General features: G+C 71.8%; 13 protein-coding genes. 3 read left to right on the top strand and 10 right to left on the bottom strand.

Annotated elements, in window-relative coordinates:
- Positions 1-134: 134 nt before the first annotated feature.
- Entirely contained in the window at positions 135-1739 is a 1605-nt protein-coding gene (locus IE246_RS20370) for an AMP-binding protein (RefSeq protein WP_189993087.1), read from the bottom strand.
- Positions 1736-2530, bottom strand: coding sequence for a MaoC family dehydratase (locus IE246_RS20365; protein WP_189993085.1), 795 nt, complete (start codon positions 2528-2530; stop codon positions 1736-1738). Before IE246_RS20365 ends, IE246_RS20370 begins: the two co-directional genes overlap by 4 nt.
- Before the next feature lie 217 nt (positions 2531-2747).
- Here IE246_RS20365 and IE246_RS20360 point away from each other — a divergent pair, with 217 nt between their 5' ends.
- Positions 2748-3296 (top strand): hypothetical protein, encoded by a 549-nt coding sequence (locus IE246_RS20360; protein ID WP_229837412.1) that lies wholly within the window; start codon positions 2748-2750, stop codon positions 3294-3296.
- A gap of 79 nt (positions 3297-3375) precedes the next feature.
- On the opposite strand, the gene IE246_RS20355 is transcribed toward IE246_RS20360, so the two are convergent.
- The 3 genes from IE246_RS20355 to IE246_RS20345 are packed head-to-tail and all read right to left on the bottom strand — an operon-like array spanning position 3376 to position 9275.
- Entirely contained in the window at positions 3376-4167 is a 792-nt protein-coding gene (locus IE246_RS20355; protein ID WP_189993082.1) for an SDR family NAD(P)-dependent oxidoreductase, read from the bottom strand.
- A 15-nt stretch (positions 4168-4182) separates the two neighbouring features.
- Complete coding sequence (locus tag IE246_RS20350) at positions 4183-6507, bottom strand: molybdopterin guanine dinucleotide-containing S/N-oxide reductase (protein WP_189993081.1); 2325 nt, start codon at positions 6505-6507, stop codon at positions 4183-4185.
- Positions 6504-9275: a 2-oxoglutarate dehydrogenase E1 component gene (locus IE246_RS20345; protein WP_189993080.1), complete on the bottom strand. Its 2772-nt coding sequence runs from the start codon at positions 9273-9275 to the stop codon at positions 6504-6506. The genes IE246_RS20350 and IE246_RS20345 overlap by 4 nt, the downstream gene beginning before the upstream one ends.
- Before the next feature lie 132 nt (positions 9276-9407).
- Between IE246_RS20345 and IE246_RS20340 the strand changes: the two genes are divergently transcribed.
- Positions 9408-9947, top strand: a complete 540-nt coding sequence (locus IE246_RS20340) for a thiamine pyrophosphate-binding protein (RefSeq protein ID WP_189993079.1) — start codon at positions 9408-9410, stop codon at positions 9945-9947.
- Positions 9944-10540, top strand: coding sequence for a thiamine pyrophosphate-dependent enzyme (locus IE246_RS20335; RefSeq protein ID WP_189993078.1), 597 nt, complete (start codon positions 9944-9946; stop codon positions 10538-10540). Before IE246_RS20340 ends, IE246_RS20335 begins: the two co-directional genes overlap by 4 nt.
- A gap of 42 nt (positions 10541-10582) precedes the next feature.
- Here IE246_RS20335 and IE246_RS20330 read toward each other — a convergent pair whose 3' ends face one another.
- From IE246_RS20330 to IE246_RS20310, 5 genes are all read right to left on the bottom strand, one after another.
- Complete coding sequence (locus IE246_RS20330; RefSeq protein ID WP_189993077.1) at positions 10583-10966, bottom strand: DUF6481 family protein; 384 nt, start codon at positions 10964-10966, stop codon at positions 10583-10585.
- A 220-nt stretch (positions 10967-11186) separates the two neighbouring features.
- Complete coding sequence (locus tag IE246_RS20325; RefSeq protein WP_189993075.1) at positions 11187-12545, bottom strand: NAD(P)/FAD-dependent oxidoreductase; 1359 nt, start codon at positions 12543-12545, stop codon at positions 11187-11189.
- Positions 12546-12656: 111 nt separating this feature from the next.
- Positions 12657-13022 carry a hypothetical protein gene (locus IE246_RS20320; RefSeq protein WP_189993073.1) on the bottom strand — a complete coding sequence of 122 codons (366 nt, stop codon included), beginning with the start codon at positions 13020-13022 and terminating at the stop codon, positions 12657-12659.
- A 100-nt stretch (positions 13023-13122) separates the two neighbouring features.
- Positions 13123-14046: a DUF3179 domain-containing protein gene (locus IE246_RS20315; RefSeq protein ID WP_229837411.1), complete on the bottom strand. Its 924-nt coding sequence runs from the start codon at positions 14044-14046 to the stop codon at positions 13123-13125.
- Positions 14047-14211: 165 nt separating this feature from the next.
- Positions 14212-14526 carry a hypothetical protein gene (locus IE246_RS20310; RefSeq protein WP_189993069.1) on the bottom strand — a complete coding sequence of 105 codons (315 nt, stop codon included), beginning with the start codon at positions 14524-14526 and terminating at the stop codon, positions 14212-14214.
- Positions 14527-14703 lie beyond the last annotated feature (177 nt).

The raw sequence follows: 14703 nt of genomic DNA, 5'->3' as shown, positions 1-14703 counted from the left end.
GGAGTCCCCGTTTTCAGATCCCGACCGCCGGACCGGCGGTCACGGGGCATCCTTCCGCTCTTTCGCTGCACCGCGGCATGAGATGGATCAAAACGGCGCAAATACTGGATGCGACGGACTGCCGCACCGCATTCTCAGCCGGCGCCGGCGAGATCCTTCGCCATCTCGCGCAGCTTGGCGCGCTGGATCTTGGCGCCGTTCGGGCCCATCGCGGTCGGGAACGCCTCGAGTGCCACGACGCGGACCGGCGCCTTGAAGGCCGCCAGCCCGTCCCGGCAGTGGGCGATCGCCGCCGCCTCGTCCAGTTCGGCCCCGGCTTCCAGGGTCACGAACGCCACCGGCCGGTTGCCGGCCCGGGTAGCGAGCTCGACCACCTGGGCGCCGTCGATCCCGGGATAGGCGCACAGCCGATCTTCGATCTCCAGCGGATTGACCAGGAACCCGGACAGCCGCAGCACGTCGCCCTGCCGGCCGATGAAGGTGAAGCCGCCGTCGCCGTCGAGCCGGGCGAGGTCGCCGGTGCGGAACCAGCCGTCGTCCGTGAACGCCGCCTTCGTCGCCTCCGGGTCGCCGTCGTAGCCCAGCATCATGTTGTCCGAGCGGATCAGCAGGGCGCCGGGTTCGCCCACCGGGACCTCCTCGCCGCCGTCGGGATCGACGATCCGGACCCGGCCGTGCAGGCCGACCGGGGTGCCGCCGCCGGCGTGACGCCGGCCCTCGGGCTCGTCCGCCCGGCGCAGGGCGAAGAACGAGTAGGCCTCGCTCATGCCGAAGGCCCCGCGCAACGGCAGCCCGCGGCGCGCCGCGGTCTCGTGGAACCGCGCGAGGGTGGTGTTGAAGGCGGCGTAGCCGATCGCCCGCAGGCGCGGGAACGGCCGCTCGCCCAGGCCGAGGTCGTCGGCCGCCTGCAGCAGGCGGTGCAGCATGTCGTCGGTCCCCGAAGTGTGGGTCACCCGGTGCTCCGCCATCATCCGCGCCGCCTGGATCGGATCGAAGGCCGACGGCAGCACCATGTCGGCCGAGGTCGCCAGGCAGCCGAGCAGCTGCGAGTAGCCGAACACGCCGCAGAACGGCAGGGCGTGGAACACCACCGTCCCGGGCTCGCCGTACAGGAAGGCGCGGGCGACATCGGCACCGTGGGCGACCGCCCGGTTCTGGGCGTGCAGGGCGAACTTCGGACGGGCCGTGGTGCCCGAGGTGGTGAACAGCGCGACCGGCGCGTCCTCCGGCACCGGCGGCAGGCGCCAGGGCGCGGCGTCGGCCAGCGCCGCATACTCGACGACCCCGGTCGCCGGCAGCGGCGACGGCCGGCTCCGCCCCGCCGGACCCAGCCCCGCCAGGATCAGATGCCGCAGCCGGCCCAGCGCCCGGGCGTCGGTGGCGCCGAGAACCGACAGGTAGTCGACCCCGCCGGCCGCCGGTGCCAGCACCAGGGCGACCGCCCCCGAGCGCGCCACGATGTCCGCCAGCTCGCGCTCCCGGAACCGGGTGTTGATCGCGACCGTCACCGCCCCGAGGCGGGCGCAGGCGAGGTGAAGCACGAGGTAGGGCAGGCCGTTGGGCAGCCAGAACGCCACCCGGTCGCCGAGCGAGATCCCCAGGCTCGCCATTCCGCCGGCCACGCGCTCGACCTGTCGCAACAGCTCGTGCCACGAGACCGACCCGGCCTCGGTGTGGATGGCCGGGGACTCGCCGCGGCGCGCTGCCGCCCGCTCGAGCAGGAGTTCAAACCCGCTCATCCCGCGCCGCCGGAGCCGGTATTCTCGAGCTCGGCCGTCATGCGGCCGGCCTCGTTCCGGGTCTCCAGCCGCACCAGCCGGCCGGCGGCGTCGCGGCTTCCCAGCATGACCATCGGGTCGTCCCAGAAGACCGGCCGGCGGAACCGCGCGATCACGTCGAGCGGCGCCCGCGGGCCGGTCTCGAGAGCCAGTCGGCCGACCATCCACAGCATGGTCATCAGCCCCTGGGCGAGCGGCGCGCGGTAGCCGTAGCGGGCCGCGAAGGCCGGGTCGAAATGGATCTCGTTGCCGACGTCGCCGGAGAACAGCCGCACCTGGTCGGGCGTCAGCCGCTTCTCGACCAGCGTCTCCATCGGCGCCGGGGTCTCGATCGACCCGACCGTTCTGCCGCCGCCCATCTTCGACGGGTCGGGCATCAGCCCGACATGCTCGGCGACCACCGCCACCGTGCCGTCGTCGCGCACCGCCTCGAAGCGCTGCACCAGATGGCGGCCGCGCGGCACCGGGTCGAGCGCCACCGTCGTGCCGCGAAACGTCACCGGCTCGCCGACCGGCACCGGCTCGACCTGGCGCAACCGTTGCTCGACATGCACGTAGCCGTCGATGTCCTGGCCGGCATCGGTCATCGACCGGAAGCCCTCGAGCGCCCACAGCACCGGCTCGGCGACGTCCCCCCAGATGTCGGGATCGACACCCGATGCCGTCAACCGCTCGGCCTGGTACCCGGCGGCGCGGACGATGCGCCGTTCCGGAAAGCGGAAGCCGGGCTCGAACGAAGGGCCTTCACGCATGGCACCGTCCTTCGGTCGCCGCGGTGCGAGTCGCCGGAGCCGACGCCCCGCGGCCGCCGGACGGAACGCCATCGGCCATGCGCCCGACCGTCATCCGGCACAGCTCACACTGGACGGCTGTCCATGCCGGCAATAACGTCGCGGCATGCATACCATGCCATTCACCGTGCTTCCGTTTCCTTCCGCGACCCCCGACATCCGCCAGGTAGTAGCCGGATTGCTGCAGCCGGGCGGGAAGATGTCGTTCGCCAGGTTCTGCCATGCGCGGCGCGACGTCGGGATCCCGCTCATCTTCGGCTACGCGCAGGCCCTCGCGCACCATGCCGAAACGCTGTTCGGCGAGCCCGCGATCATGGGGCTCCCGGCAGGCACGCTGCGATACCACGGCTCCGAACAGGCCGACTTCGCCCCCTGGCATACCGATGCCTGGTTCTTTCGCGGCGACGGGCGCGGGCTCACGTTCTGGGTCACCTTCGACGACGCCGGCGAAACCGCGCCGGGCGTCGAGTTCCAGGTCGGCGACCGCACCGTCTCGCCCCGGGTTCCGGCCGGCCACGCGCTGATGTTCGGCCCGCACGTCCGGCACCGGACCCAGACGATCCACGGCGACCGGATCAGCGTCGAATTCCGTTGCGTCCCCGCCTCGATGCGGGTTGCCGAGTGGCAGAACATGCTGCAGGCCCGGGTCGACCGTACCGGTGACGGGTGCCGGGTCGCCATCTCGGCACAAGGACGGACCCAGTACCTCGACCCTCCGGAAGCCTGACGCGACCGCAACCTGGGCCGCCTGCCGCCGATCCGGAAAGCGAAAGCCGAACTCGGGCGAGGGGCCTTCGCGCATGGCTTCAGTCCTCGATCACCGCGGCGTCGTTCGGGCTGCCGAAAGCGGTGTAGCCGCCGTCCACCGTCACGACCGTCCCGGTAATCATACGCGCCAGCGGCGAGGCCAGGAACACCATGGCGTTGGCGACGTCTTCGGGCGGCAGCAGAACGCCCATCGGCGTGCGCCGGCGGATCACCTTGGCGTCGAGCTTGCCCTGCGCCATCAGCCCCTCGACGAACGGCGTGCGGATATAACCCGGCGCCACGGCGTTGACCCGGATGCCGTCCTGGGCCCAGTCGCAGGCCAGCGCCTTGGTCAGGCCGATCACCCCGTGCTTGGCGGCGGTGTAGGCGTTGCGGCGCGGCAGCGCGTGGGTGCCGGCGATCGAGGAGATGTTCACGATCACGCCGTGGCGGTGCCGCATCATCTCGACGGCGGCCCGCTTGGCCATCAGGAAGCTGCCGGTCAGGTGCACGTCGATCAGCCGCTGCCAGTGGTCGCGGGTCTGCTTGACGGTCGGCACGAAGGTGTCCGGCAGCCCGGCGCAGTTGACCAGCACGTCGAGCCGGCCGAACGCCTCGGCGGTCGCGTGCACCATGCGGTCGACGTCGGCCTCGCTGGACACGTCGCCGCCGATGCCGCGGTGGCCGCCACCGAGTTCGGAGGCCCGTTCGGTCGCCACCTCCTCCCTCAGGTCGGCGACCGTGACGTGGGCGCCGCGCTGGGCGAGCGCCCGCGCCGCCGCCCAGCCGATGCCGCTGGCCCCGCCGGTGACCAGGACGGCCTGGCCGTGGAAGTCGGTGTCGTCGCGCATCCAGCCGACCCCCGGTCAGCGCTCGACGATCTCGGGCGGCCGGTGGGCGGTGACCGGCGGGATCGTGCCGTCGACCCGGGCGACTTCGACCAGGCAGGAATGCGCGCTCGGGCCCTGGCCGAGCCGCGAGGTGCCGCGGTCACGGGTCAGCACGTTCGGATTGCCGTGCTTTTCCAGCCCGCCGGCCCGGCCCGGGGTCTCCGGGTCGAACCAGGCGCCGGTCGAGAGCTGGACGATGCCGGGCATCACCACGTCCGAGACGACTGCGCCGGCGAGGCAGGAGCCGCGGTCGTTCCACACCCGCACCACGTCGCCCGACTTGATCCCCCGCTTCGCGGCGTCGTCGGGATGGATGGTCATCGGCTCGCGGTCGGCGATCTTCGAGCCCTTGCTGACCGAGCCCGGGTCAAGCTGGCTGTGCAGCCGGGTCCGCGGCTGGTTCGACATCAGGTGCAGCGGAAAGGTCTCGGCCAGCTTGCCGCCGAGCCACTCCTCCGGCTCCCGCCAGACCGGGTGGCCCGGGCAGTCGTCGTAACCGAAACCGTCGACGGTCTCCGAGAAGATCTCGATCCTGCCCGACGGCGTGGTCAGCGGGTTGGCCTCCGGGTCGGCCCGGAACCCCTCCAGCAGGATGGTCGGACGCTCGGGATCGGGAAGCTCGAAGGTCTCCTGCTCCCAGAATGTCTCGAAGTCCGGCAACTCGAAGCCGGCCTCGGCGGCGCGCTGGCGCGACTGGTCCCAGAGGTGGCGGATCCAGTCCATCTCGTCGCGGCCCTCGGTGTAGCGCTCGCCGAAGCCGAGACGCTGCGCGAGACCGGTGAAGATCTCGTAGTCCGGCCGGCTGTCGCCGACCCGCGGGATCGCCTGCTTCATGGCGACGCTGAGCGGCTCCCAGTGGGTGATCGAGATGTCGTTGCGCTCGAGCGCGGTGGTCGACGGGAACACGATGTCGGCATGCCGCGCCATCGCCGTCCACCAGATCTCGTTGACGATGACGGTCTCCGGGCGCCGGAACGCCTCGACCATCTTGTGCAGGTCCTGGTGGTGGTGGAACGGGTTGCCGCCGGCCCAGTAGACCAGCCGGATGTCCGGGTAGGTCAGGTCCTGGCCGTCGAACTGGAGCGGCCCGCCCGGGTTCAGCAGCATGTCGGAGACCCGCGCCACCGGGATCACGGCCTTCACGGGGTTCTCGCCCTGCGGCACCGACGGCCAGTGGAAGTACCGTACCGGATTGCCGACGCCGTTCTCCGAGCTGTAGCCGATGCCGAAGCCGCCGCCGGGCGTGCCGATCTGGCCGAGCATCGCCGCCAGCACCACGGTCAGCCAGATCGGCTGCTCGCCATACTCGCAGCGCTGCATCGACCAGGTCGAATTGATCATGGTGCGGCTGTCGGCCATCCGGCGGGCGAGATCGCGGATCGTGTCGGCCGGGACGCCGCTGAGCTGCGCCGCCCAGTCCGCGGTCTTGGGCTGGCCGTCGCCCTCGCCCAGCACGTAGGCGCGGAAACGCTCGAAGCCGACCGTGTAGCGGTCGAGGAACCCCGCGTCGTGCCGGCCCTCGACGATCAGCGTGTGGGCCAGCGCCAGCATCAGTGCCGCGTCCGAGCCGGGCCGCACCGGGATCCACTCGGCGCCGAGATCGGGCGGCATGTCGATCCGGATCGGGCTCAGATAGACGATCTCGCACCCGTTGTCGACGCAGGCCTTGAGGCCGTGATAGCAGGTGTGCCGCCCGACGCCGCCGGAGGTCACCTGGGCGTTCTTCACCGGCATGCCGCCGAACGAGACCAGCAGCTCGCAGTGCTCGGCCAGCACCGGCCAGGTAGTGTGCTGGTCCAGCAGCGGCTTCAGCTTGCCGACCACGTGCGGCAGGATCTGCTGGGCGGCGGCATAGGAGTAGGTGCCCTCGTGCCGGACGTAGCCGCCGAACTGGTTGAAGAACCGGTGGATGTGCGAGTTGGCGTGGTGGAAGCGTCCCGCACTCGCCCAGCCGTAGGAGCCGGCGTAGAACGCGGTGTTGCCGTGCGCCGACTTGATGCGGTCGAGCTCGGCGGCCGCCATGTCGAGCGCCTCGTCCCACGGCACCGCCACGAACGGCTCGCGCCCGCGCCCCGAACGGTCGCTGTGGTGCCGCCTCTCCAGCCAGCCCTTGCGGATCATCGGCCGGCCGATCCGGGTCTCGTGGGTCACCGCGTCGACGATGCCGGGCCCGATGATCGCCGGTGCGGGATCCTTGGCGTAGTCGTGGACCGCGACCAGCCGGTCGCCCTCGACCTCGGCGTAGTAGGTGCCCCAATGGGTCGAGGTCGGGATCAGGCGGCGCTGGACGGCGGTGCTCATGAAGCTCTCCTGCGGCGGGCGGCGGCGGGGGCCAGGGCCGCGTCGAGGATCGCCGCGTACTCGGCCTTGTGCCACTTGCCCCAACCCACGGCAGGGGATGCCGCGGCCGGGCGCCCGCAATAGGTGGCATGGCTCTCGGAGCCGCGCAAGGAAGCCAGGAGCGGGGCAGCGAAACGCCAGCCGCCCATGTTCTCCGGCTCCTCCTGCGCCCACACCAGTCCGGCCCCGGGGTGCTGCGTGAGCACCCCGGCGATCGCCTCGGCCGGGAACGGATACAGCTCCTCGACGCGCACCAGGGCGACGTCGTCGATGCCGCGCTCGCGGCGCGCCGCCGCCAGCTCGAAGTACAGCTTGCCGGCGACCAGCACGACCCGACGCGCGCCGGCCGGGACCGCCGCATCCGCGATCACCGGCCGGAACGCCGTGCCCGGGCCGAACTCGGCGAGCGACGAGACCGCCTCGGCGTGGCGCAGGCCGGATTTCGGCGTGAACGCCACCAGCGGCACCCGGTACGGCCGCAGCATCTGCCGCCTGAGCGCATGGAACAGGTTTGCCGGCGAGCCGCAGGCCAGCACCGAGATGTTGCCGTCGGCCGCCAGTTGAAGGAACCGCTCGACCCGGCCCGACGAATGCTCCGGCCCGCCGCCTTCCAGGCCGTGCGGCAGCAGCAGGACCAGGCCGGACTGCCGCAGCCACTTGTCGTCGCCGGCGACGATGAACTGGTCGACGATCGCCTGGGCGCCGTTGGCGAAGTCGCCGAACTGCGCCTCCCAGGCGACCAGCGTGTCCGGGTCGGTGATGCTGGCCCCGTATTCGAAGCCGAGGCAGGCCTCCTCGGTCAGCGGGCTGTCGGCGACCGTCAGCCTTCCCGGCGCGTGGGCCAGGGCCGCCAGCGGCGTATGCTCCTCGCCGGTGGTCTGGTCGAACACCACGGCGTGGCGCTGCGAGAACGTGCCGCGCCGGCTGTCCTGGCCGGTCAGCCGCACGCCGTAGCCGTCGTCCAGCAGGCTGGCGAACGCCAGCGCCTCGGCGGTCGCGAAGCAGACCCCCTCGCCGCGCTCCAGGCTGTCGGTCCGCTCGCCCCACTGCCGGGCGATCTTGGGGTTCAGCTCGAAGCCCTCCGGAACCCGCACGGTCGCCGCGCCGAGCGCCCGCAGCCTGTCGAGCGGCAGGCCGGTCGCCGGCGCCTCGCCCTGCCCGCGCGGCTTGAGGGCCGACCAGCGCCGGGCCAGCCGGTCCGGACGGTTCGGCTTGTAGCCCCTGGCCGCCTCGAACGCCTCGTCGAGCGCCGCCCAGTGCCGGTCGGCGAGCGCCTGCACGCGGTCGCGGTCGATCGCGCCGGCGGCGACGCAGGCATCGGCATAGCCCTGGGGCGAGCCCGGCGTCCCGGCGATGCGAGCGTAGCGCACCGGCTCGGTGAACATCGGCTCCTCGAGCTCGTTGTGGCCGCGCCGGCGGTAGCCGACCACGTCGACCACGACGTCGCGCCGGAACTTCGCCCGGAACGCCATGGCGATCCGGCCGGCCCGCACCACCTGGTCGACGTCGTCGACCTGGACGTGCAGCACCGGCGCGCCGATCGCCTTGGCGGCGTCGCTCGGGTGCCGCGACGAGCGGCCATGCTCCGGCTTCACCGTGAAGGCCAGCTGGTTGTTGGCGATCACGTGGACCGAGCCGCCGACCCGGTAGGCCGGCAGGGATGCCAGCTGCAGCATCTCGGCGATCACCCCCTGCCCCGCGAACGCGCCGTCGGTGTGCAGCAGCAGCGGCAGCACCCGGCCCTCGGGATCGGGCTCGCCGGCCGCCCGCAGCAGGTCCTGCTTGGCGCGCGCCTTGCCCAGGCTGACCGCCGCCACCAGCTCGACGTGGCTCGGGTTCGACGGCATGACGATCCGCAGCGGCCGGCCGCCGAACTCGCGGTCGGTGGAGATGCCGAGGTGGTACGGCACGTCGGACGAGGCGGCGATGCCGTCGGGCACCTGCGGGGTCCCGAGCAGCTCCGAGAACGCCGCGTTGAACGGCTTGCCGACCACCCGGGTGATCAGGGTCAGCCGGCCGCGGTGCATCGGCGCCATGACCACGTCGGTGACGCCGGCGGCAGCCGCGTCGGCAAGCATCGCCTCCCACATCGGCACCTCGGCCTCCATGCCCTCGAGACCGAAGCGCTTGTTGGTGGGCAGGCGCTTGTTCATGAACTGCTCGACCGCGTCGGCCGCCAGCAGGCCGTCCAGCCGCGCCAGCCGCTCCTCGCGGCTCGGCTCGGCGAAGCGGTCGCCCTCGACCGCGGCGATCAGCCAGTCGCGGGCCGCCACGTCCTCCAGATGCATGACCTCGGCCGCGAAGGTTCCGCCCCAGACGTCCCGCAGCCGGTCGAATACCGCCCCCGGCGTGGCCGCCGCGCAGCCGGCCGGCAGCTCGACCGCGACCGGGGCCGCCATGTCCTCGGCGCCGAGCCCGTGGGCCGCCGGGTCGAGCTCCGGATGGCCCGGCGCCGCGCGCAGGCCCAGCGGGTCGAGCCGGGCGGCCAGATGGCCGTGGGTCCGCCAGGCCGCGATCAGCCGTTCGGTCGCCACGCTGCGCCGGACCAGCTCGGCGTCGCCGGCCGCCGCCGCGACCCGCGGCCGGCGGGCGCGCCGGACGGTGGCGCGGGCATCGGCGGACTCCGCGAACAGCGGCCACAGGCTCGGGTCGACGGACAGCGGGTCGTCCAGGAATCGGGCGTACAGGTCTTCGAGATAGGCCGCGTCGGCAGCCGGGGACGTGCGCATGGGGAGCCGCTGAAAGTGGGGGCGGAGGGAACTGCGGACAGGAGGCATATTGTATGCAATCGATCTTTACAAACCGCTACCCCGGAACCTAGCTTCGATCCACCCTTCTCGAGGCACGGAGAGCCCCCAGGAATGGATGATCACTGGAGCGTGGCCGCCCACCGCCACTTCAAGGCGGCGGGTGTCCGGCAGGTCGCCTATGTGCCCGATGGCGGCCTGACCAGGCTGATCGAGCGTTGCCGCGAGGACAACGCGATCGAGACCGTGATGTGCGCCACCGAGGAGGAAGGCGTCGGCCTGGCCGCCGGCGCCTGGCTCGGCGGCCAGAAGGCGGCCGTGCTGATGCAGTCGAGCGGCGTCGGTAACACCGTGAACGCCATCGCCTCGCTGGTCACCTCGGCGCAGTTCCCGTTCTTCGCGATCGTCACCATGCGCGGCCAGTGGGGCGAGGGAAACCCGTGGCAGGTGCCGATGGGCCAGGCCGTCGCCCCGGTGCTGGAAGCGATCGGCGTGAAGGTGTTCCACGCCGACACCGCCGAGGACGTCGGCGCGATGGTCGAGGCCGGGCTGCGCATGGCTTACAGCAGCGACCAGGCGGTCGCGGTACTGGTCTCGCAGCGGGTGATCGGCTCCAAGGTCTGGGTCGCCGACAACAAGGAGGGCGCGCAATGACCGACTTCGTCCTGCACCGCCGCGAGATCCTTGCCAAGGCCCTGGCCGACCGCGGCGACGCCCTGGTGGTGACCGGTCTCGGTTCCTCGACCTGGGACCTGGCCTCGCTCGGCGACCGGCCAGAGAACTTCTATCTGTGGGGCGCGATGGGCAACTCGGCGATGATCGGGCTCGGCCTGGCGATCGCCCGGCCCGAGCGCCGGGTGGTGGTCGTCACCGGCGACGGCGAGATGCTGATGGGCCTGACCTCGTTCACCACCATCGGCGCCCGTCGCCCGTCCAACCTGGCGATCTGCGTGCTCGACAACGAGCGCTACACCGAGACCGGCCGGCAGCCGACCGCCACCGGCCTCGGCACCGACCTGGCCGCCGTCGCCAAGGCCTGCGGCTTCCCGACGACCGCGACGATCCGCACCGAGGCGGAGGCCGGCCAACTCGGCGAGCTGCTGCTACGCACGCCCGGACCGGTGATGGCCGTCGCCAAGGTGGTCGACGAGCCGCTGCCGATGGCGGTGCCGCCGCGCGACGGCGGGTACCTGAAGACCCGGTTCCGGATCGGACTGCTGGGCGAGAAGGCGGCGACCCAGCCCTGACCTTCGGGCGGTCGCCGCTGTCGCGCGGCGGTCCCCGGCGTATTACCGCTGCCGGGCCTTCCGCGCGGCATAGCGCGCATCCCGGGCGGCCTTCTGCTGAACCTTCACTGCCTCGAGCGCGAGGGCGCGAGCCTCCGCCTCGGCAGCGAGACGCTCGGTCTCCGCCGCCTCAGCCGCCAGCCGTTCGAAGTCCTTCGCCGCCCGCTCGGCCGCCCTTCGCTCGATCTCGGCGGCGCGAGCCGCCTCGCGCTCGGCCTGCCGAGCGTCGCGCGCCGCCGCCGCCCTCTGTCGTGCGAGCTGCCGTTCCGCCAGTGCCGGGTCGCCGGGTCGCGCGATCGCGCGGGCCCTCTTCAGGGAATCCTGCTTCGCCTGGGCCGCGCTGCTCAAGCGCGCACTGAAACTGTCGTCCTTGTAGGCGTTCTTCATCTGCTTCCGATCTGTTGAAGGAGCCGAGACGCACACTACTTGCCGTGGCGACCCGGTCTGGACTCCACCGACACCGGCGCCGAACGCCGGAGCGCCGAAGGCTCTCGCGCGCGTATGTACTACGATCTGCGCCGTTGGACGCCAGAAATCGACGGAGTCACGGTCCGCAGCGATCGCCTGAGGCCGACAACCGCGATCCGATCGGGGCTACTGCAGGAGCTCAGCCCTTGAGGTCCTGGGCGTCCTTCCAGCGGTTCAGCGGCAGCCACAGCGAGAACGCCAGCGAGGCGAGGCCCGGCAGCAGCACCGGGTCCGGCTTAGTGAGCGGGACCGGCAGGCCCTCGTTCGAGCCCCCGGTCAGCCACAGCGCGAACTGCCGGCCGAGCGCGGTGGTCATCGCCATGCCGCGGCCGTTGCAGGCGATCGCCGACCAGGCGTTCGGGCCGAGTTCCATCAGCCGCGGCATGTAGTCCCGGGCCGCCGCCAGCCGGCCCTGCCAGGCATAGGCCACCTTCAGCGGCGGCAGCTGCGGCAACAGCGCCTGCAACCGGTGGATATGGTGGGTCCGGCCGCGCCCGGCCGAGCCGACCGGGTTCGCCAGCAGGCCGCCGGTCACCAGCCGGTTGTCCCAGGTCCAGCGGTAGGCGATCAGGTCCTTGCGGGTATCCGCCGAGCAGCGATCGTTCGGCAGCACCGACTTGCGCAGTTCGGGATCGAGCGGCTCGGTCGCGACCTGGAACAGGGTGATCGGGAACTGGGTGCCCTCGGCCGCCGGCGCCAGGCCGCCACCGGTCGCGTTGGTGGTCAGCAGGACCCGGTCGGCGATCAGCACGCCGTGGTCGGTCTCGATCCGCCAGACGTCGCCGACCCGCTCCAGGCGCTTCGCGCGGCTGTCGCTGAACACCCGCGCCCCGTGCCGGATCGCGGCGTGGGCCAGCCCCCGCACATAGGCGAGCGGGTTGAGATGACCGCCGGTCGGGTCGAGGAAGGCGCCGTGATACTGCTCGGAGCCGGTCTCGTACACCGCCTCGTCGCGCGACAGCCGCCGGACCGGCCGGCCGAGCGCCTTCCATTGCTCGACCCGATCGTCCAGCCAGGCCGCCTTCTTCGGCGTGTGGAGCGGCTGCATCCAGCCGGCCTGCCGGGCCTGGCAGTCGATCTCGTGCCGGCGGATCAGCTCGAACACCAGCTCCGCCCCCTCGCCCAGGGTCCGGCACAGTAGGGTGCCCTTCTCCTCTCCGAACTCCGCCTTCACGTCCCGCGGGTCGAGCCCGGTCAGCAGGTTCGGCACCGCGAAGCCGGTGTTGCGCCCGGATGCGCCGAACCCCGGCTCGTCGGCCTCCAGCAGGGTGACTTCGTGGCCGGCTTCGGCCAGGTGCAACGCCGTCGAGAACCCGAGATAGCCGCCGCCGACCACCGCCAGCGCGGTTCGCGCCTCGCCCTCCAGGCGCTGCGTCGCGGGACCGTCGAGCGCGGTGGCGTGCCAGAACGACGACTGGAAGCTGTCGGACGGATGCGGAGCGGCGGCCAGCCGCTCCCAGAGGGTCGGGCTGTAGCCGGTATGGGCGGGTCGGTTCATGGAGTGGCTCGGCCGGGGGTTGCGGACGGCGGAGTGTAGAGCGCGGCGCGGCGGTCCGTCAGCCAAAAGCCGAAGCCCCTCGACCGGGACCGCCAGGCCGGGGGCCGGGCCCTATTCGGCGACCGTCACCGGCGCGGCCGGTCGCGTCGCCGCATGGCCCGGCAGATAGCTACCGGCCCGCCGCACCAGCGGCACCGGCTCCGGCTCACCGTCCGCGATCGCGGCCCGCTGGTCCCAGTAGGCCTTCATGGTCTCGGCGAGCGCGAGTTGGCTTTCGGCATAGCGCACGATGCCGTCCTGACGCGCGACGGCCGCCCGCAGCGCGTCCCGGGCCAACGGGTCCTGGGCGATCTCGGGATGGATGCCGGCCAGCTTCGCGAGGGCCTGACGCGCCTGCTGCGCAGCGTCGCGCTGCGCCTCGTAGACGGAGTCCAGCGCCTCCCAAAGGGTCCGGTTGGCTTCGGGTACCGTCACCATGGCCTGTTCCTTTGCGGGTCCGGCGACTCTAGGAGCCGGGACCACCCGCGCACAAGAAACAATTTCGGGAAAATGCCGCGAAGCGTGCGGCGCCGGGCCCTCAGTCGACGACGATCGCGGCGTCCGGATGAAATGCCTTGAAGACGAAGGCGAACCCGACGGTGTACGCGACGTCGACGAAGCCGCCGCCCTGGCGCCGCCGGACCACCACGTTGCCCACGTCGCGCCCGTCGGCGATGTGCTTGGCGTCCAGGGCCGAACTCTGCCCCGGTGTCCACTCGATCAGCAGGTCGTCGACCTCGACGGTCCCGCGCGCCCGAATCAGGGCCAGGCTCCAGGCCCGGGCGCCGACCGACACCACCCGCGCCAAGGGGGCGATGCCCTCCGGCAGCGGACCGTCGTAGTTGTAGGGGGTCGGCATGCTGTCGTACCCGGTGTACGGGTTGCGGCCGTACGGGCGAGAGGTCTCGTCGGGCGGGACCAGGACCCGACCCTGCGGGAACCGCTCCTCGAACCGCCCCATCGCCTCCAGCCGCGCCGGCACCGCCAGCAGCCGCACGCCGGCCATCGCGCCGACGATGCCCTGGCCCTCGTATTGCTGCCACCAGCTCTCGGTCTGCCGGTCGTACATGACGAGGTCGGAGTGCCGGACCAGGCCGGTCGAGCCGAACGAGACGGTCCGGCCGTCCACCCGACGATCGAACACGATGGCGGCGTTGCACAGAGGACAGTAGGTCACCGCCACCGGCAGGCCGCCGACGACGTCGTTCACGATCTGGTGCCAGATCAGGATCCGCAACGGATAGGCCCGGGCGTCGCCGGCGACGACGACCGACACCACCGGCTCGACGTCCGGCACGTCGGCATCCGTCACCGCGACGAAACGCGGCGCATCGATCGACGGGATGCCGTCGCGCTCGGGACCGCCGGAGCGGATCTCCGCCAGCGGGACGGCCGACCGGGCGAAGTCAGTACGCGGCCACGCCTCGATCCACCTGTGGACCGGATCGGCGGATGCCGGCACAGCAGCGAGTGCAACGGCGACAACGAGGAGACGCAGGATCGACATCCCGGCGACAGTGCCGCAACCGTGGGCTCCGATGAACTCACGATCAGGTCACCCGGGCGCACCGACGCATCACGCTGTCGCGAGTGCATCGAGACCGGATCGTGACGGAGGAGCGGACCCTCAGGCGGTGCCGAGCTTGGTGGAGCGGGCCCGGATGTCGCGCAGCCGCGGATCCGGCGCCATGTCGGTCAACGCGTCATCGTAGTCGCCGAACTTGTGGAAAAGCTCGGCACTCTCCATCGCCGTCGAACGGACCTTCCGGGTCTCGCGAGGGTTGAGCATGCGGAACGCCTTGTCCGCCTGCCGGTAGTCGTGCGCCGCCAGCGTCTGGGCGGCCTTCAGCACGGCGGCGTGCACGAAGCCGGTCCCGACCGTGCGGTCGACCGCGTCGGCGAGGATTTCCAGAGCCTTCTTCTCAAGCTTCGCGTCGAACATCGCCGTTCCACAAGCCTGGGGCATACGCCGCAATCGATACCGATCACTAAGTAAGATCGTTGATTCGGCCGATTCGTTCAAGCCTATAGGTGGAATCAATTTCGATTGCACGCCACAATCGGGACAGGATGAATCGAATCAAAAGTTTGCGGTCGCCCGCTCGCGTCGTTGTCCGCC

Origin of the sequence: Thalassobaculum fulvum (assembly GCF_014652915.1) — a bacterium.
Classification (GTDB): Bacteria; Pseudomonadota; Alphaproteobacteria; order Thalassobaculales; family Thalassobaculaceae; genus Thalassobaculum_A; species Thalassobaculum_A fulvum.
The sequence above is the reverse complement of the archived record's forward strand: the minus strand, read 5'-3'. Positions and strand labels throughout refer to the sequence as shown.